We start from the raw sequence: 17,863 nt of genomic DNA on the forward strand, positions 1-17,863 counted from the left end.
CCAACTTGCCGCCAGGTAGATTCCCGTCACAAAGGATGCCCTAACACGAAGGCAGGTCACCTGCATGAGCGGTCAACTGCAAGACGCGGCCGGGTTGCGGATCCTGGTGGTCGGCGCGTCGTCCGGAATCGGCCACGCCGTCGCCACGAGCGCGGCCGAACGCGGCGCCAAGGTCGCGGTCGCGGCGCGCCGGATGGAACTGTTGACTCAACTGGCGAAGTCGATCGACGGCACGGCCTTCGAACTCGACGTCGAGGACCTCAAAGCCATCGAACGGGTGGTCGGCGAGGCGGCGAGCGCTCTGGGTGGCCTGGACGCGGTGGTGTTCACCAGCACCGTGGTGCCGTTCGCCTACATCGAAGACACCGACGTCGCCACCTGGCTGCATGCCTTCGCGGTCAACACGATCGGCGCCAACAACGTGCTGCGCGCCGCGCTGCCGCACCTGTCGGAGAACGGCGTCGCGCTGATCACCTCCAGTCGTGATGTCGGCCGTCCCCGCGCCGGCGTCGCGGCCTACGACGCCAGCAAGGCCGCACTCGACGAGATCCTGCACTCGTGGCGCAGTGAGCATCCCGAACTGTCGGTCATCCGCGTCGGCATGGGACCCACCGAGGACACCGAGATCCTCCGAGGGGCGGACCGCGACCTGCTCGAAGAGCTGTTCAAGTCGTGGGTCGAGCATGGTCAGCTGCCCGCGCAGATGTCCGCACTGCGCGACGTCGCCGAAACCCTGGTCTCGCTGGTGACCACCGCGTACGCCAATCCGAGCGTGGTGCCGGAGATCGTGCAGTTGGCACCGCGCATCCGGCCACGCACGAAGAATGCCGCCGACCAGCAGTGACCACACCGGTCACTGTGTCGCATGTGGCAGATTACGATTCCTGTGAATTCGCTGCGCAAAACTGACGCGGCCGACTACCGTTCTGCTTTCGACCAGAGAGGGTTCTCCATGACCAAGCACGTTGCAGGGATCTCCACGCTCAGCGCGGTGCTGGCGGCAGGCGCGCTGATGTTCGCCGGCCCGGCCTCCGCCGCTGACGAAGAGGGCACCGTGGAGATGCCGGACGTGCGGGGCATGAGCCTTGCCGCGGCTTATGCCGAGGTCGCGGGCCTGGACGAGAGCGTCCGGATCCCCACCGGCACCCTGGACATGAACGGCTTGGCCCGCCAGCAGTTGAGCCCCGCGAACTGGACCGTGTGCGCCACCGCGCCGCGCGCCGGTAAGGCGTTCGTGCCTCAGGAGGGCGTGCTGTTCGGCGTGGTGCGCCGCGGCCTCGAGTCCTGCTGAGTTCGTCTCACCCCTCTCACCCGGCGACGTAGGCCGCCAGGTGCTCCCCCGTCAGCGTCGTCGCGTTGGCCACCAGGTCTTCGGGCGTGCCCTCAAAGACCACCCGGCCGCCGTCATGGCCGGCACCCGGCCCCAGATCGATGATCCAGTCGGCATGCGCCATCACCGCCTGATGGTGCTCGATCACGATGACCGATCTGCCGCCGTCGACGAGCCGGTCCAACAGGCCCAGAAGCTGCTGGACGTCGGCCAGGTGCAGACCCGAAGTCGGCTCGTCGAGGACGAAGACGTCCGCCTTGTCCTTGTCGCCGAGGCGGGTCGCCAGTTTGAGGCGTTGACGCTCGCCGCCTGACAGCGTGGTGAGCGGTTGGCCCAGTTGCAGATACCCGAGTCCGACATCCGCGAGGCGTTCCAGGATGCTGTGCGCCGCCGGTGTCCGTGCCTCACCGTCGCCGAAGAAAGCCTGCGCCTCGGCCACGGGCATCGCCAGCACCTCGGCGATGTTGCGGCCCCCCAGGGTGTGCTCCAGCACCGACGCCTGGAACCGACGGCCCTCGCACTCCTCACACGGGGATTCGACGGTGGCCATGACACCGAGTTCGGTGTAGATCACGCCTGCGCCGTTGCACGTGGGGCAGGCGCCCTCCGAGTTCGAACTGAACAGCGCCGGTTTGACCCCGTTGGCCTTGGCGAAGGCCTTGCGGATCGGGTCGAGCAGGCCGCTGTAGGTGGCCGGGTTGCTGCGGCGTGAACCACGGATCGGGCTCTGGTCGACGGTCACGACTCCGTCGCGGCCGGCCACCGATCCGGTGATCAGCGAACTCCTGCCCGAGCCCGCGACACCCGTCAGCACCACCAGCACCCCCGTGGGGATGTCGACGTCGACGTCACGCAGGTTGTTGGTGGCGGCCCCGCGGATCTGGAACGCGCCGTTGGGTTTCCGCACCGAGTCCTTCAGCGCCGCCCGATCTTCGAGGTGCCGCCCGGTCACGGTGCCACTGGCGCGCAGGCCGTCGACGGTGCCTTCGAACACCACCTCGCCGCCTCCCGAACCGGCGTCCGGACCCAGGTCGACGACGTGGTCCGCGATCACGATCGTCTCGGGCTTGTGCTCGACCACCAGCACGGTGTTGCCCTCGTCTCGCAGACGCAGCAGTAGGCCGTTCATCCGGTCGATGTCGTGCGGGTGCAGTCCGATCGTGGGCTCGTCGAACACATAGGTGACGTCGGTCAGTGAACTGCCGAGGTGGCGGATCATCTTGGTGCGCTGTGCCTCTCCCCCGGACAGCGTGCCAGCCGGCCTGTCGAGGGACAGGTAACCCAGCCCGATCTCGGTGAACGAGTCCATCAGGTGTTGCAGGCCTTGCACCAGGGGCGCCACCGACTTCTCGTCGACACCCCGCAGCCACTCGGCCAGGTCGCTGATCTGCATCGCGGACACATCGGCGATGTTGAGGCCCTTGATCTTTGACGACCGCGCCAGGTCCGACAACCGGGTGCCGGCACAGTCGGGGCACACCGTGAAGGTGATCGCCTTCTCGACGAAGGCCCGGATGTGCGGTTGCATGGCATCGACATCCTTGGCCAGGAACGACTTCCGGATCTGCGGGATCAGCCCCGCATAAGTCAGGTTGACGCCGTCGACCTTGATCTTGGTCGGCTCCTTGTGCAGCAGAGCGTCGAGTTCTTTCCTGGTGAACTTGGCGATGGGCTTGTCAGGGTCAAAGTATCCGCAGCCCCGGTAGATTCGCCCGTACCAGCCGTCCATGCTGTAGCCGGGCACGGTGATCGCGCCCTCGTTGAGCGACTTGGAGTCGTCATACAGCGCGGTCAGATCGAAGTCGTTGACCGATCCGCGCCCCTCGCATCGAGGACACATGCCGCCGGTGATGGCGAACTCCCGACGCTCCTTGACGGTCCTGCCGTCCTTCTCGACCGTCACCGCACCGGCACCGCTGATCGAGGCGACGTTGAACGAGAACGCCTGCGGTGAGCCGATATGCGGCTTACCGAGCCGACTGAACAGGATGCGCAGCAGGGCCCCGGCGTCCGTGGCCGTCCCGACCGTCGAGCGCGGGTCGGAGCCCATCCGCTGCTGGTCAACGATGATCGCGGTGGTCAACCCCTCGAGCAGGTCCACCTCGGGCCGGGCCAGCGTCGGCATGAACCCCTGCACGAAGGCGCTGTAGGTCTCGTTGATCAGACGTTGCGATTCGGCGGCGATGGTGTCGAAGACCAGTGAACTCTTACCCGACCCGGACACTCCGGTGAAGACCGTGAGGCGGCGCTTGGGAAGTTCGAGGTCGATGTCCTTGAGGTTGTTCTCGCGTGCCCCGACGACACGGATCACGTCGTGGCTGTCAGCGATGTGCTTGCCCGGCATGCAGTTTCGTCCTCTCGGTCAGGCGGCCTGTCGGATGCGGATCATGGTCCCGGCGGGATCGCGGACGGCGCAGTCCCGCACGCCGTAGGGCTGGTCGGTGGGTTCCTGCACGATCTCGGCGTCACCGGCGACCAATCGATCGAACACCGCGTCGAGGTCCTTGGCGGCCAGGACCACCATGGCGAAGGTGCCCTTGGCCATCATTTCGGCGATGACGCTGCGCTCCTCGTCGGAGGTGCTCGGATCGACGACGGGCGGTGCCAGGACGATCGCCGTGTCCGGCTGATCAGGCGGGCCGACCGTGATCCATCGCATGGCGCCGCCGCCGACATCGAGACGGACCTCAAACCCCAGAAGATCGCGGTAGAAGGCCAGCGATGCGTCCGGATCCTCGTGCGGAAGGAAGGTGTTGAAGATGCTGATGTCCATGACCGTCACGCTAGGTGCAGCGTCGGGGGCGGCGCTTCTCGATTCCTGACCGGTCTGGTGGCGTGTCTCTCGACGCATGACGGCATTCCGTCGCTCGCGCCGCCGTGCCTGCGGCGATACTCGCTGGGCGGTACACCCATCAATTCACTGAACCTGGTGCTGAACGTGCCGAGCGAGGAGCATCCGACCGTGAAACAGACCTCGGTGACGGTCATGTCCCCCCGGCGCAGCAGGGCCGCGGCGCGTTCGATGCGGCGCGTCATCAGGTAGCTGTACGGCGATTCGCCGTAGGCGAGGCGAAACTGACGAGACAGGTGGCCGGCCGACATATTCACGCCGCGGGCCAGTGCCTCGACGTTGAGCGGCTGGGCGTACTCGCGGTCCATCCGGTCCCGCACACGCCGCAGCAGTTTGAGGTCACGCAACCGCTGTGAGTCCAACGGGGTGGGCACGCACTCGATGCTGCCACGACGGTGCGTCGACGTCCTACTGCACCCACTGCACGAACTGGATGATGATGCCGTTGGGATCTTCGAACTGGCAGTAGCGTTCGCCCCACGGTTCGGTCTGAGGTTCGGTGATCACCGTCGCGCCGCCGGCACGAACAGTCTCGAAGGCGTGGTCGACGTCATCGACGACGTATGCCAGAAGCAACCCGTCACCTGCGCTAACCCTGGCCAAATACGAACGCGAACTGGCCGCCGTGGAACCTCTGCCCCTGCCCGACGCCGGCAAGGACGCGGCCCTGGCCCTGGTGCTCGATTTCGTCCGCTCGTGCGCCAGGTCGATGCACCATGCCCAGCGCGAGCGCGCCCAGGAGTCACCGCAGCAGTGGTGGGAGCGCGAGGGTGCGCAGCTGGCACGCCTGGGCGTCATCGAGCGCTTTCCCCTGGCCTCGCGGATCGGCAGCGCCACCGGCGAGGCTCAGGGTGCCGCGCAGGACGCCGACGCGCACTACGCCTTCGGCCTGGAGGTGATCCTGCGGGGCATCGCGGAGACGGCGAAGGTTTGAGTTCATCAGTTTCTGTACCATGAGTGCATGAAGACCGTGGCGCACGCTGATGCGCTCGCCCGATTCGGCCACGCACTGTCCGACGCCACCCGCACGCGAATCCTGCTCAACCTCAATGCCGAACCGAGCTATCCCGCTGATCTGGCGGACCGGATCGGTGTGTCGCGACAGACGCTGTCCAATCACCTGGCCTGCCTGCGCGGTTGCGGCCTCGTCGTGGCGGTGCCGGAGGGCCGGCGCACCCGCTATGAACTGGCCGACAAACGCATCGGCCACGCCCTCGACGATCTGATGGGCCTGGTGCTCGCCGTCGATCCCGACTGCCGATGCGACGGGCCCGACGGCGCCGCCTGCGGATGCGGGTGAGCTAGCGAATCCGCTTGTAGGCCGCCACAATCGGCTCAAGCTCGGCGGGGGTCGCCCCGTGCAGAATGACCCCGTCGGCCCCGAGGTCCAACTGCCCCCGCACCGCCGCGGCACACTGCTGCGGTGTTCCCGTGGCCGCCGGTGCCAGCCACTCATCGGGAATGAGTGTCGCGATGTGCTCCAACTGCTCCACCGGCGTCGACAGACTGTCGATGGGTTTCAAGCCGCCCACATAGAAGCTCTGGACGAACGAATCCTCGCGGAAGCGCTGCAGCACCTGGGGATCCCAGCCGTTTGTGCGGACCATCAGATCCCCGTAGGCCTGCAGGTAGGTCGCCAGCCGGCCCACGGTCTTGCGCAGCCGCAGGTCCTCCGACAGATGGTCCCCCACCGTCGCGAAGCAGGACCACACCTTGACGGCCTCGGGATCGCGGCCCGCCTGCTCGGCCGCCTCCTTCACGGTGCGTACGCAGCGCGCCAACGTCTCGTCGGTGAAGAACGTGTGCAGCACCACCTGATCGAACGCCCGCCCACCCAGCGCCAGGGACTCCGGGCCGAACGCCACCAGGCCCAGCGGGATGCCCTCGGCGTAGTCACCAAGGCGCAGCACCGGATAGCGGCCGATCGGACCGTCGTGCCCGATGACGGTCTCCCCGCGGAACAGCCTCCGCATGACGCCGGCGAAGTCCTCCATCTGTGCGGTGGTGATCGGGGACATCCCGAACGCCTCCTGCAGGGGTCGGATGCCGCGTCCGATTCCGAGGGTGAACCGTCCTTCGGTGAGCCGGTGCATGGTCAGTGCGTAGGCGGCGGTCACCACAGGGTGCCGGGTGTTGTGATTGGTTGCAGCCGTGGCGATTCCGATGCGCTCAGACACCGCGCCCGCCGCACCGGACAGGGTCGAGGCCTCCTTGGTGTTGAAGCGCTCGGAGATGAAGACGTGCCCCAAACCCATGGCCTCGCCCTGGCGGACTTCGTCGACGAGTTCGCGGGGACGGTCCGGCTGCCCACCCAGCGTGTAGAAGCCGAGTTCGGGCATCTCGGTGGTGTTCACGTCGGTCACTTCGCGCCACTTTCTTCGAGTTCGGGCCAGCGGCCGTGGTCATGGACGTTGTTCCAGACCTCGACGATGCGCCCGTCAACCACCCGGAACACCTCGATGGAGGCGATGGCGTCGGCAGCTCCCCCGGGCAACCGGATGTCGGCCTGGTAGACGATGGTGCACATCTCGCCGTCGACGATGGTGTGCAGCAGTGAGAACTCGACATGCTCGACCGAGGCCCACATCGTCCGCACCCGTTCGATGGACTGCTCTCGGCTGAGCACCTCGCGGCCGGCCGGGCTGTTGCGGATGACCTGTTCGCCGAGGAGTTCATGGCCCAACTCGAACCGGCGCTGGTTCCACAACTCCAGGTTGTAGCGCTGAACGACCTCGCGAGTGAGTGATGCGTCTGTGGACACGGTCACAAAACATAGTTGTTTGTGTGCAACCAAACAAGTAGCGTCTGCGTCATGAGTACGACCATCCCCACCACCGCTGCAGGACTGACACCCGAATGGCTCACGACTGCCCTTCAGTCCGCGGGCACCCTCAGCCCGGACACCACCGTCCAGGCGGTGCGCGCGGAGCAGATCGCCGAAGGCGTCGGCTTCCTCTCCTACCTCTACCGGCTTCATCTCGACCTGGACGGAACCGGTCCGGCCACCCTGGTGGCCAAGCTGCCGACCGACACCGCCTACCTCCATCTGGCGCAGATGACGGGGGCCTACACCCGCGAGGTGCACTTCTACGCGAACGTCGCACCGTCGGCGCCACTGCGCACCGCGCACGCCCACGTCGCGCAGATCGCGCCGGAGTCCACGGACTTCGTGTTGGTCCTCGACGACCTCGGTGGACTGGACGCAGCCGATCACCTCGACGGCCTGCCCATCGACCGGGTTGAGCGCGTCATCGATCAATTCGCCGAGTTCCATGCCTGGGCGTGGAATCTCGGCCCCGAAGTGACACGCGCGCAGGTGATTCCGGCCATCGACGATCCCGCCATGGCGGGGCTGTATTCGATGGGAGTGGCACTTGGGTGGGCCACCTACCGGACCCATGGCCGAGTGGCGGCGCCTACGGGCCTGGGTGAGTTCCTCGACGGATTCGCGCAGCACCTGCCGGGACTGCTGGCCGCCCTGGGCGAACCGCAGACCCTCCTCAATGGCGACCTGCGGGCCGACAACCTGTTCTTCGACGCGGACGAGAACCCGACACTCGTCGACTTCCAGCTGGTGATGCGGGGCGCGGGCGTCTGGGACATCGCCTACCTGGTCGGCCAGGGGATGACGCCGGTCCAGCGGGCCGGACGCGAACGAGAACTGGTGCAGCGCTATGTCGACGCCCTGACGTCCCACGGTGTGCGCAACTACGGCTTCGACGATGCGTGGCGCCAGTTCCAGGCGGCCGTTCTGGCGCAGATCACGTTCCCGCTCACCGCGATGATGTCGTGGGACACCCTCACCGATCGCGCGCGCGAACTACTGCACGCCCTGACCGAGCGAGCCTTCGCGATCATCAGCGACACCAACGCACTCCAGACCATCGGCGACTGAACCCCTATCGTGACCTCGTGACCGATAAGCCGCGCCGGACGCAGCAGGAGCGCGTCGACGAGTCGTCGCGACGGCTCATCGACGCCGCGATCATCCTGATCGGGCAACAGGGCTACGCGGCGACCACCGCGCAACAGATCGGCCTGCACGCCGGCTACAGCCGGGACATGGTCCGGGTGCGGTTCGGCAGCAAGGACGCCCTGCTCGACGCGATGCTCGCGTCTCGGTACGAGAGCCGCCTCGACATTCCGGACGAGCCGGGCGATTCGGGCCTGCAGCGTGTTCTCCGTCGAATCTCCGGCCTGCGCGAGTTCGCGATCAGCGACCCCGACCTACTGCGGGCGATGCTGGTGTTGAACTTCGAGGCCGCCCAGGCTGATACCCAACTGCGGACCCGCATCCGCAACTGGATAGACCGAGTCCGGACAGGATTCGCGGAGGCGATCCGCACCGGCCAGGCCGACGGCAGCATCACCGACAGCCTCGACGCCGGCGCGGAGTCCAGGGAGATGGTCTCGGCCACAATCGGTTTCGCCTACTGGTGGATTGTCGAACCCGGCTTCGACCTGGCCGGTGAACTGACGGAATGGTCGGAGCGAGTACAGGCGAGACTCAGTTCGACTGCGACTGTGTGACTTCGGGCCGCAGCAGCAGGTTGGGCAGCGCGTGGGCCAGCCACTGCTTGTAGCGTTCGACGTTGCCGCTCCGATCGACGCGGTACCTCGACGGCGCCACGTCGGCCGGACTGGGGCGATGATTCCGAGGCGCCACAGATGCCGCCAGCCGGTCAGTATCTGTAGCTCGCGGGCGGCGAATCGGCGCAGACTTCGGACGTTATCTCCCCACGAGGGCGTCGACCAATTCGCTTCCGACGAACTGGACAAATTTCACACGACGGAACAAATCAGGTCGTACGAATTGAAATAGGGACCAAAGTCGTATGGCGTACCCACTCGCCCCCGTCCAGATAATAAATTGACCACATGAGCACCGCTAGCAACAATTGCCCCAGTGTTAACTTCACCAGGCACCGGCCCGCTTGGCGGGGTACATTCTGCGGGTAAAACTGCAGTTCATCGGGGGAGAATTGTGAAATTGAGCTTCGCCATTGGCGCCGCGCTGGGTGTTGCCGCGGGCCTCACGCTCGCACCGCCCGCAAACGCCGACGTCCAACCCGGCTGTCAACACGATCGTTGGGGGTTCCTCGGCACCCAGACACGCAGCATCTGCGATGGCCCCCAACTGCCGGACGGCAGTTGGGTCCGTTACCGCATTGTCTGGATTCCGGCCCATACGGTGCCAGTCACCACCAGCTGTGGTTCTTACAGCTGCTCCACTAGCGGCGGCTACTGGCAGGACGAACAGGTCTTCGAAAAGGTGAAGTATCCGGTTCGGCCCGAAACAGTGGTGGCCGGCGAACCAGGTTGGCTGCCGCCCACATACACAGACTCAGCCGGCTTCACACCCTTGAATTTCAATTAGCGCCGGTCACCATCCCCAACTCGCTTGACTTTAGCTTTGAACAACCACTGCCGATCATTCGCAGCGCAGTGTTTCTGCGGTGGCGAGGTCGGGTTGGGGAGAGGTCAGGATTCGGCTAGGCATCCCATGATGATTGGGGGGAATCCAACGTTCAGCGACGTCGCGTCCAAATGCGCATGTTTCAGACTGTCAATTGGCACCGCCGGATCCAGTCCGGTCTCCTACGAAAACGGACTGGGGCGTATCGAGTGCGCGGGTGGGCTCACTGGCGACTACTTCAATCCGGTCCGGCGGGAACACAAACAAGACGACAGCTACACCCCGCGAATGCCGGGTTTCATTCGATCCGTGCGCTTCCCAGCACCCCAGCATGCTCACGCCGCTCCCGCGACCCTCATTTTGGGCGGCGCGGCACTGGCAGATTGTCGTCCGAAATGGTGACTGGGCCCGGTTGGTACCCTGACCCACTGGGCGGTCAGGGCGCCCGCTATTGGGACGGCAGCCAATGGGATGGAGCGATCCAACCCAGCCCGCCGACAGTTCCCCACAAGGACGCAGAACCGCCGCCGACGACGGGGAAGTCGCGAAACACATGGTCGGTGTGGATACCGGTTGCGGCTGTCGCAATTGCTGTCGGCGCAGTGGTATTCGTGTTGACACGCCCCACCGGGGAAGCTTCGCAGGCCGCACCGCCCACCCCGTCGACTACCACTGTGGCGAGTCCGACTTCTCCCCCGGCGGAAGTTGCCGCCGCGGCCGTCAAAATCTCGATGCAGAGAAAGCTGGACAGCGACCCAGATCTGAAAGAGCTCGGTTTGACCGTAGTTGAAGTCATACTGGTCAACAGGTCGGGCAATGAATTCAAGGGCATCGCGACAGTGAAGGAATCGGACGGCGAAGAGCACGATGTTCCGGTAAATGTCACTTCCGATACGGACAACACGCTGTGGGAAACCCCGCCTGGCGCGTTCGTATTCGCGCACGAACAGCCTGCGCCCTCGCCAACTGCTGCCATAACCCCGCCCCCGCCCTCGGACACTCTCGAGGACTTCAAGGTCTGCCCATCAGGCTTGAGCGGGGTCGCCTCCGATGACACAAGCTGCGCATTCGCAGACAGCGTTCGATTCTCTTGGTATTCCAATCCGGGCCCCGCCGTAATGGCCTACAGCCCGGTCACCCACCAGTCGTACATGATGCATTGCAGCCCGGCGACGACCACTCTATGGCCGGACGCGATGCGGTGCGTGGGCACGAACGCCCAAGGCACGCTTCTGATCGTCTACATCGACTAAGCGTAGGTGTACACGGGCTTTCGAGCGCGAGCAGCACGGTTCGATCGTCGAGGGCGTCCGGTCCGCGTGGGGACGGTGAGAGGGAAGGGTTCTGCTGTGCTCGCGCCTGATCCTCGGGTTGGTCACCAAGGCTCAGTGCATCTGCAGCCGCCGTGCAACGAAGTCGGCCGCCTGGTCCACCATCCCGTTGACGGTGTAGCTGCTGTGCGCCGCACGATTGAAGCTGCCGGGTTGACAGACCGGATCGGCCGGAGCGCAGAGATCCAGGGTCTTGCCGGCATACGGAGCGCCGAGCGCCAACGGCGGGGATCCGCGGTGTACGAGTTGCACCACCTCGCTGGACGGCTTGCCGAACAGAGTCACGGCCGCCACGTGCTCGGCAACCGATGTCGGCAGCACGCCGTCGATACCGGCAGGAAGGACGAAATCCGCCGGAACGGAATCCGAAGTCACGTAGGCACTCACCGCAGCACCCTGGGAGTAGCCACCCAACACGATGTCGGTGTCGGGGCACCGTTCGTACAGTCGCCGAATGTGCCCGCTCGCGTCGGCGACACCCTCGGCAGCGCGACCGAAGTCCAGCGACGCTGGGTAGTTGACCGCATACACCGCGACAGTCCGTTCCGGAAGTCGCGACCGCAAGGAGGATGCCAACGCATCACCGACCCGGCCGAGTCCCGACGGCTCGAACGTGCCTCGCGCGAAGACGAGTTCGACATCCGGACACCCGCCCGCAGTGCTGGCGGCGACCGGCGGCGACAGGAATGCCGGCGCTGCGAAAAATGCCATCGCAAAGGCGAATACAGCAGCCCGTAACGCGAACGGGGGCCAGGCGGTCATAGGTGCTCCTCTTCGCAGTGCCCGGCGCGACAGCATCCGGTCGAATGGGCCGACCCGCTCAGAGGCGGGGCGCCAGCTGAAATGTTGTGGTCCAGTCGTAGTCACTCAACGCCGGCAGCGGTGCCGATTCTTCCCTGAGCCGACGTCGAACTCTCCGGCGCCGACCCCACTGGGACGCTGCTGGCGTGCTCAGCGGTGTTCCAGTACGTGAGCTTGTCGGAGTTTCTGACGACCCAGAGGTGGGTGATCAGTCCATTGCGAACCTGCAGTGCCGCAACGGCAATGGTGACGCCGTCGCGCTGCATCCGCAGACCGGCCTGGCCGTTCACATCGATCACTGACGTGTCCACCGCGGCCTCCAGACGACGGACCCCCGCCAGGTAACGCAGAACTCGCTCGGCGCCGACGATCGGTCGCAGCGCAGCACGCACTCGGCCGCCCCCGTCGTTGGTCACGCAGACATTGGGGTCGAGCAGACCGATGACGGACTTGATGTCTCCGCGCTGAAACGCCCTGGACAACGCGAGCGTGGTGTCGTTGTGGCGCTGCGGATCACCGGCGCTCTGCCGCGCCGGTTCGACTCGGCGCCGAGCGGACACCGCGAGTTGACGGCAGGCCGCCTCCGACCTGCCCACGATCGCGCTGATCTCCGAGAAGGGATAGCCGAATACGTCTCGCAACACGAAAGATACGCGCTCTGCGGGTGTCATCGACTCCAGGACCACCAACATGGCCATGCTGACGTGTTCGTCTATGGCGACCGCCTCGGCGGGGTCAGTCGGCAACGAGGACGGCTGGGCGCTCCGACCCGGAACCGGTTCGGGCAACCACGGCCCCACATAGTGTTCGCGTCGATGACGTGCCGAGGTCAGATTGTCCAGACAGATTCGGGTCGCCACCCGGACGCACCACGCGGCAGGAGTGCGGATGGAATCGCGTTCCGCCTCCGTCATCCGGTACCAGCGGACGTAGGTCTCCTGCGCCACGTCTTCGGCGTCCGCCATCGAACCCAGCATCCGGTACGCAAGGTTGATCAGCAGTGCGCGGTCCAGATCGCGTTCCAACCTGTCGATCACGATGGTCATGTCGTCTCTCCCGTCATCCGAACTTGAGAATCACCGTGGGCCGTTCGCCGCGCCCCGTCCCATGCGACGACGCTGACTTCGACTGCACCTGGGAACGCATCGCCAGTGCCGCAGTCATCCCGCGGGGGTCGGTGCCACCGCGTCGGGTCGCTTGTTGGCCCCTGGCCACCGGTAACTGCCCGGTTTGCGACTCTCCTTGGCGATCTGCTTGACCACGGTGGCGCAGACCATCTCTTTGATGACGGCCGCAAGCCATCCCCCGATGTACAGGCCGCGGGGCGAATCATCATGACGCGCGGTGGCGATGGTGCCGTGACGACGTCCGATGCTGATGTTCGAGCCGACGAAGGACTGATTGAGAACGTTGACCTCGGTACCCGCGATGCGCGCCAGCACAGTACTCGTGGCCCGAGCAGCCAACGGCATCGCCGCCTGGCAACTCATCCGCAGCGCAGGGCCCGCCGGCGCCGATGCGTCCCCAGCGCCGATGATCCACGGATCGTCGACGCTGGTCAGGGTTTCATCTGTGACCAGCCGACCGATGCTGTCGGTGGTGAGTCCACTTCGGACCGCCAAGTCAGGGACGCCGAAGCCGGCGGTCCACACGGTGACGCCGCTGGGGAGGCTACGACCGTCGGACAATCTGACCCGGTCTGCGAGGACTTCCGCGACCACCGCGTCATCCTCGACTGCCACACCCAGCCTGGTGAGCTGTCTGGCCACCGATGCTCGGGCCTTCTCTCCGACCGACGGGGCCAGGATGCCGCCGCACAGCAGCGACACCTTTGCGTCGGGGCGCTGCTCAGCGAGTTCGGAGGCCGTTTCGATTCCGGTCAATCCACCACCCACCACGCAGATCGGTGCGTTCTTCGGCAGCAGAGCGACCGCCGCACGCAGGCGCTCGGCCTGTTCGAGCTCGCTGATCGGATACGCGTGGGCGCGTGCACCCCGAACTCCTTCAGGTACCGTCCCAGTGCTGCCCACCGCGTAGACCAGATAGTCGTAGGAGACCTGGGATCCGGACTCCAGTTCCACCGTCCGTGCCGCCGCATTGATTCTGGTGGCGGTGTCGACGATGAGGTGGACCCTCTCCCCCAACAGGTCGGCGAGGTCGACCGTGGCGTCACCACTGCCGGCGACGAACTCGTGTAGGCGCACCCGTTCGACGAAGACCGGGCGCGGATTGATGATCGTGATCTGGATGTCGCGGTTCTGCTGCAGCCGATTTGCGGCCAGCGCGCCAGCGTAGCCGGCGCCGATCACGACCACATGGGGATCACTGGACGACCTCAGTCGTGGGTTGTTGGCAGACATCTGAATCCTCCTGGTGTGTGCGGACACCCTTATGACACCGGGGGGCCCGGAAATGTGACGTTGATGCACCAGGAGTGGCGGACATCACCGATGGCCTCACAAATCCGGCCGCTGCGTCGTCACAATGGCGTGAACCCTTTACTGCACCGCTTCTGCCTGACCGTCCTCGCACTCACGGGAGTCGTCGTGGGTGTGTGGGCCTACTTCGCTCCACTGCACTGGTACAACACGTTTCCGGGTTTTGGTCTTCAGTGGCTGCCCGTGCTCGGACCCTACAACGAGCACTTCGCCAAGGACGTCGGCGCGATGTACCTGGGGACGGCCGCGCTCGCCGCGATGGCGTTTGCGTATCTGGGCAATCGGGCACTGATGCGCGCCACGGCCCTGATGCTGTCGATCTTCAACCTGCTGCATCTCGTCTATCACGTTCCGATGCTGCACATGTACGGCCCGCTCGACGCCACTCTGAACGTGATCTCGCTGACGGCGATCCTGGCATGCTCACTGGCGACAGCACTTCCAGTCAAGACACACACCAGCCGGGAGCGCTCAACTGCCCCGGCCCGAACAGGTTGATCACGGGTTCACGGGGCCGCTGAGTGCAGACATGACATCTGCCTCGGCGGCTTCGGTGTTCTCTCGGCATGGACCGTCCTCGTGATTCCTGCCACCTTTCCCGCCGCGACCTCACTGAAGCTCCACCCCAATCGTCACATATGCAGTGTCAGAGGATCTTTCAATCGAAGAGGTGCGATGTGACGACGAGCAGTGCTCAGTCCGACAAAGCCGCGGATCAGCGCGAGAGGTTTGTTCAGGAGGCCTGGCCTCTGTTGGATCAGCTCTACCGGGCTGCCTGGAACCACACCCACAGTCATTCCGATGCTGAGGCTCTCGTCCAGGAGACCATGCTCAAGGCGTACCGGAGTTTTGACCAGTACTCCGGCGGGACCAACATTCGGGCGTGGCTGTTCCGGATTCTGGTCACCACATGGATCAATCGGTACCGCAGTCGGCAACGGCGCCCGGATGAGGTGTTGACCGGGAAAATCACCGACTTGGAGTTCAACGCCACGGTGCGGCAGTCGTCGATCACGTCGGCGTCCGCCGAACTGCTCGCCCTGGAAACTCTCGCCGACGACGAGGTGAAGGCCGCCCTCGCCGCGCTGCCCGAAGGACAGCGCATGGCGGTCTACTACGTCGACGTCGAAGGGTGTCGCTACGCCGAAGCCGCTGCGCTGCTTGCCGTCCCGGTGGGGACTCTGATGTCACGGCTGCACCGTGGCCGCCGAGCACTGCGCCAGGCTCTTGTCGACAGGGCACCGACAACCCGTCTTCCATGCGACGCCGCAGACGGGGCGACCCCATGACTCGACGCCACCCGCCGGCATCACAGCATGCGGCGCTGGTTCGTCAAGAAGCTGTGCGCGGACCACGCGGCCCGCGTCCACATCACCAAGGAGTTCACCATGCGTCTCGTCATCGCCGGAGCGACAGGCACCGTCGGTCGGCACGTCGTCGAAGCGGCGCGCTCACGCGGTCATCAGACAGTCACGCTGTCTCGCGCGACAGGCCAGGACCTTCTCAACGGCTCTGGACTGACCCAGGCAATGGCCGGCGCCCACGCGGTCATCGATGTCACCAGCACGCGGACAACCAGCGCAGCAAAAGCCACCGCGTTCTTCACGACCGTCACCCGCAACCTGCACCGCGCCGAGACGCAGGCCGGCATCGGCCACCACATCGGACTGTCGATCGTCGGCATCGACAACCTCGACGCGGGCTACTACCGGGCGAAATTGGCCCACGAGCGCGCGATCAGCGACGGCCCGGTGGCGTGGTCACTGTTACGCGCCACCCAGTTTCACGAGTTCGCCGAACAGATCGTGCAGCGGGCATCCCTCGGGCGCATTGTCGCCGTGCCGAGGATGTTGCTGCGCCCCGTTGCCGCCCGCGACGTCGGGACTCGGCTGGTCGAACTCGCGGAGGGGCCGCCCGCCGGGCGTGTGACCGACTTGGCCGGCCCCGGCGACGAAATGTTGATCGACATTGGTCCGTCGGATGTTCGCGTTCGACGGAGTCCCACGGCTCTGCTTCCCGCTGGCGTTGCCAGGAAGAGTCTGGCGCGGATCAGCTTGCGGGGCACTGCGGGGCAACGACGCCGCCGACCGCGGCAGCATCGGGTTCGACCAATGGCTCGCCGGTCCCGATCACAACAGAGGCAGAGGGGTCGGACCCTGCGGCGCATCTGCGGAGTGACGGTGGTCACCCCGGATCACAATCAGCACCGCTGCGGCGTCGTAACGGTGTGAACGCCCACTGTCCTGCCCACCGTAGGCCCGTACCTCTTGGTGGCGCTTGCGCTTCCGAGGGCGGGATCCACGGTGCTGCTGAGCCATGGCAATCGAAGAGACAACAAACAAGGGAGTGTCAAAGGTGATGAAGATCCTGGTGATCGGCGGCGGTTTCGCCGGCGTGTGGAGTGCCGCGGCAGCTGCGCGGGTAGCGCGCGAGAACGGAACTGCGGGTACCGCTCCGCAGATCACCCTCGTCAGCGACAGCGATGAGATGGTGATCCGGCCCAGACTGTACGAACGCGATCCCGGCCAGATGTCGGTCCTGCTGGACCGCGTGCTCAAGCCGATCGGCGTTGAGCGCATTCGCGCCCGCGTGACCAAGATCGACACTGCGGCAAAGGCTGTCACGATCTGCGACGCCACCGGCCAGGTTCGGAGCCTGATATATGACCGACTCGTGCTCGCCACCGGAAGTCAGGTCTTCCGACCGGAGCTGCCCGGTCGGGAGTTCCTGTTCAACATCGACACGATCGCTGCCGCGGACACGCTTGAGCGCCACGTCCAGCGCCTCGAAACCCACGCCGACAATGTCGCGCCGGAGAGCCGGTTCGCTGCCGTCGTCATCGGTGCCGGCTTCACCGGCTTGGAGATCGCCACCGAGCTGATGGGGCGCCTGCGCGAGATGGCCGACGCGCACACTGGGCGCGCCCGGGTCCTCCTTGTCGATCGGTGCGATGAAGTCGGGGCGCAGCTTGGTGAGGGTCCGCGCCCCTACATCACAGAGGCGCTGCAGCAGTTGGGAATTGAGCTTCGTCTGGGTTCTGAGGTCAGCGAAGTCACCGAATCGCAGGTGCGGCTCGCCGACGGTGAGATCATTCCAACCGCCACGACGGTATGGACCGTAGGGATGTCTGCGAGTCCGCTCACGCAGATGATCCCGGGTGAGCGAGACGGGCTCGGCCGACTCGTCGTCGACGAATTCCTGCGGGTCCCCACGACTCCGAGCGTGTTCGCCGCCGGTGACACCGCGGCGGCGACGGTTGAGGGCGGCCACGTCACGATGCAGAGCTGCCAGTACGCGACACCGCTGGGCAAGTTCGCCGGCCACAACGTCGCGGCCGATCTCATGGGCCTCGAGCCGGTCCCCTTCGCCCCCAACCCGTACGTGACCTGTCTGGATCTCGGCCCCGCAGGAGCGGTGCTCACCACCGGCTGGGACCGCAGGGTGCAGATGACCGGCAGCGAGGCCAAGGCGTTCAAACACCGCATCAACACCGAGTGGATCTATCCGCCCGTCGATGATGAGGACGCCATCCTCCGGGTGGCCGACTACCACTTCACCTGGACCATGGACTGAGCAACGCCTCTAGTCGTCGGTTCGGTACGCCGACCTGAAGTACAGCTGCCGCCGGTGGGACACCACCTGCGGCAGCTGCCTTTTCGGGGCTTGAGTGGGCGTACGCAGCCCCTGGGCACGCTC

22 protein-coding genes and 1 pseudogene are annotated in these 17,863 nt (G+C 65.6%); 13 read left to right on the plus strand and 10 right to left on the minus strand.

Going from position 1 to position 17,863, the window contains the following annotated elements; translation table 11 throughout:
* Positions 1-64: 64 nt before the first annotated feature.
* Together G6N34_RS15955 and G6N34_RS15960 are read left to right on the plus strand one after the other, a co-directional pair.
* Positions 65-844 (plus strand): SDR family oxidoreductase, encoded by a 780-nt coding sequence (locus G6N34_RS15955; RefSeq protein ID WP_085148233.1) that lies wholly within the window; start codon positions 65-67, stop codon positions 842-844.
* A 108-nt stretch (positions 845-952) separates the two neighbouring features.
* Entirely contained in the window at positions 953-1,291 is a 339-nt protein-coding gene (locus G6N34_RS15960) for a hypothetical protein (RefSeq protein WP_133057705.1), read from the plus strand.
* A 16-nt stretch (positions 1,292-1,307) separates the two neighbouring features.
* On the opposite strand, the gene G6N34_RS15965 is transcribed toward G6N34_RS15960, so the two are convergent.
* From G6N34_RS15965 to G6N34_RS28065, 4 genes are all read right to left on the minus strand, one after another.
* Positions 1,308-3,674, minus strand: a complete 2,367-nt coding sequence (locus G6N34_RS15965; protein ID WP_109788273.1) for an ATP-binding cassette domain-containing protein — start codon at positions 3,672-3,674, stop codon at positions 1,308-1,310.
* A gap of 18 nt (positions 3,675-3,692) precedes the next feature.
* Positions 3,693-4,103: a VOC family protein gene (locus tag G6N34_RS15970; RefSeq protein WP_109788320.1), complete on the minus strand. Its 411-nt coding sequence runs from the start codon at positions 4,101-4,103 to the stop codon at positions 3,693-3,695.
* A 5-nt stretch (positions 4,104-4,108) separates the two neighbouring features.
* Positions 4,109-4,489 carry a helix-turn-helix transcriptional regulator gene (locus G6N34_RS15975; protein ID WP_085149929.1) on the minus strand — a complete coding sequence of 127 codons (381 nt, stop codon included), beginning with the start codon at positions 4,487-4,489 and terminating at the stop codon, positions 4,109-4,111.
* Between the two features lie 100 nt (positions 4,490-4,589).
* Complete coding sequence (locus tag G6N34_RS28065) at positions 4,590-4,838, minus strand: VOC family protein (RefSeq protein WP_407663274.1); 249 nt, start codon at positions 4,836-4,838, stop codon at positions 4,590-4,592.
* Between G6N34_RS28065 and G6N34_RS15985 the strand changes: the two genes are divergently transcribed.
* Both G6N34_RS15985 and G6N34_RS15990 read left to right on the plus strand, forming a co-directional pair.
* Entirely contained in the window at positions 4,798-5,115 is a 318-nt protein-coding gene (locus tag G6N34_RS15985) for a TetR/AcrR family transcriptional regulator C-terminal domain-containing protein (protein ID WP_276061405.1), read from the plus strand. The genes G6N34_RS28065 and G6N34_RS15985 overlap by 41 nt on opposite strands.
* Positions 5,116-5,142: 27 nt before the next feature.
* The gene (locus G6N34_RS15990; protein ID WP_085148240.1) at positions 5,143-5,481 is read left to right on the plus strand and encodes an ArsR/SmtB family transcription factor; all 339 of its coding nucleotides are present in this window, start codon (positions 5,143-5,145) and stop codon (positions 5,479-5,481) included.
* A 1-nt stretch (position 5,482) separates the two neighbouring features.
* On the opposite strand, the gene G6N34_RS15995 is transcribed toward G6N34_RS15990, so the two are convergent.
* Positions 5,483-6,520, minus strand: coding sequence for a TIGR03857 family LLM class F420-dependent oxidoreductase (locus tag G6N34_RS15995; protein WP_085149933.1), 1,038 nt, complete (start codon positions 6,518-6,520; stop codon positions 5,483-5,485).
* A gap of 20 nt (positions 6,521-6,540) precedes the next feature.
* Positions 6,541-6,942, minus strand: coding sequence for a nuclear transport factor 2 family protein (locus tag G6N34_RS16000; protein ID WP_234812717.1), 402 nt, complete (start codon positions 6,940-6,942; stop codon positions 6,541-6,543).
* A gap of 51 nt (positions 6,943-6,993) precedes the next feature.
* Here G6N34_RS16000 and G6N34_RS16005 point away from each other — a divergent pair, with 51 nt between their 5' ends.
* Both G6N34_RS16005 and G6N34_RS16010 read left to right on the plus strand, forming a co-directional pair.
* The gene (locus G6N34_RS16005) at positions 6,994-8,076 is read left to right on the plus strand and encodes a protein kinase family protein (protein ID WP_085149937.1); all 1,083 of its coding nucleotides are present in this window, start codon (positions 6,994-6,996) and stop codon (positions 8,074-8,076) included.
* A 17-nt stretch (positions 8,077-8,093) separates the two neighbouring features.
* Complete coding sequence (locus G6N34_RS16010) at positions 8,094-8,711, plus strand: TetR/AcrR family transcriptional regulator (protein WP_163645413.1); 618 nt, start codon at positions 8,094-8,096, stop codon at positions 8,709-8,711.
* On the opposite strand, the gene G6N34_RS28300 is transcribed toward G6N34_RS16010, so the two are convergent.
* Entirely contained in the window at positions 8,689-8,811 is a 123-nt protein-coding gene (locus tag G6N34_RS28300) for a hypothetical protein (RefSeq protein ID WP_264016581.1), read from the minus strand. The two genes, G6N34_RS16010 and G6N34_RS28300, sit on opposite strands and share 23 nt — an antisense overlap.
* Positions 8,812-9,165: 354 nt before the next feature.
* Between G6N34_RS28300 and G6N34_RS16015 the strand changes: the two genes are divergently transcribed.
* From G6N34_RS16015 to G6N34_RS16020, 3 genes and pseudogenes are all read left to right on the plus strand, one after another.
* On the plus strand, positions 9,166-9,558 hold the full coding sequence (locus G6N34_RS16015; protein ID WP_085148245.1) for a CDGP domain-containing protein: 393 nt from the start codon (positions 9,166-9,168) through the stop codon (positions 9,556-9,558).
* Positions 9,559-9,992: 434 nt separating this feature from the next.
* Positions 9,993-10,091, plus strand: a pseudogene (locus G6N34_RS28500) (DUF2510 domain-containing protein); the annotation flags it as partial.
* Between the two features lie 180 nt (positions 10,092-10,271).
* Positions 10,272-10,850 (plus strand): hypothetical protein, encoded by a 579-nt coding sequence (locus G6N34_RS16020; protein WP_234812718.1) that lies wholly within the window; start codon positions 10,272-10,274, stop codon positions 10,848-10,850.
* 132 nt (positions 10,851-10,982) lie between these two features.
* Here the strand turns inward: G6N34_RS16020 and G6N34_RS16025 are convergent, their stop codons facing one another.
* The 3 genes from G6N34_RS16025 to G6N34_RS16035 all read right to left on the minus strand — a co-directional run bounded on the left by G6N34_RS16025 (position 10,983) and on the right by G6N34_RS16035 (position 14,089).
* Positions 10,983-11,639, minus strand: coding sequence for a cutinase family protein (locus G6N34_RS16025; protein ID WP_109788275.1), 657 nt, complete (start codon positions 11,637-11,639; stop codon positions 10,983-10,985).
* A 152-nt stretch (positions 11,640-11,791) separates the two neighbouring features.
* On the minus strand, positions 11,792-12,775 hold the full coding sequence (gene sigJ, locus G6N34_RS16030) for an RNA polymerase sigma factor SigJ (protein WP_085148254.1): 984 nt from the start codon (positions 12,773-12,775) through the stop codon (positions 11,792-11,794).
* 114 nt (positions 12,776-12,889) lie between these two features.
* The gene (locus G6N34_RS16035; protein WP_085148257.1) at positions 12,890-14,089 is read right to left on the minus strand and encodes an NAD(P)/FAD-dependent oxidoreductase; all 1,200 of its coding nucleotides are present in this window, start codon (positions 14,087-14,089) and stop codon (positions 12,890-12,892) included.
* 129 nt (positions 14,090-14,218) lie between these two features.
* Between G6N34_RS16035 and G6N34_RS16040 the strand changes: the two genes are divergently transcribed.
* From G6N34_RS16040 to G6N34_RS16055, 4 genes are all read left to right on the plus strand, one after another.
* On the plus strand, positions 14,219-14,665 hold the full coding sequence (locus G6N34_RS16040) for a hypothetical protein (protein WP_085149939.1): 447 nt from the start codon (positions 14,219-14,221) through the stop codon (positions 14,663-14,665).
* Positions 14,666-14,844: 179 nt separating this feature from the next.
* Positions 14,845-15,456, plus strand: coding sequence for a sigma-70 family RNA polymerase sigma factor (locus tag G6N34_RS16045; protein ID WP_234812719.1), 612 nt, complete (start codon positions 14,845-14,847; stop codon positions 15,454-15,456).
* 27 nt (positions 15,457-15,483) lie between these two features.
* Entirely contained in the window at positions 15,484-16,398 is a 915-nt protein-coding gene (locus tag G6N34_RS16050; RefSeq protein WP_197746685.1) for an SDR family oxidoreductase, read from the plus strand.
* A 127-nt stretch (positions 16,399-16,525) separates the two neighbouring features.
* Entirely contained in the window at positions 16,526-17,740 is a 1,215-nt protein-coding gene (locus tag G6N34_RS16055; RefSeq protein ID WP_085148263.1) for an NAD(P)/FAD-dependent oxidoreductase, read from the plus strand.
* Positions 17,741-17,863 lie beyond the last annotated feature (123 nt).

The sequence above is a fragment of the Mycolicibacterium confluentis genome (genome assembly GCF_010729895.1).
Taxonomy (GTDB): Bacteria; Actinomycetota; Actinomycetes; order Mycobacteriales; family Mycobacteriaceae; genus Mycobacterium; species Mycobacterium confluentis.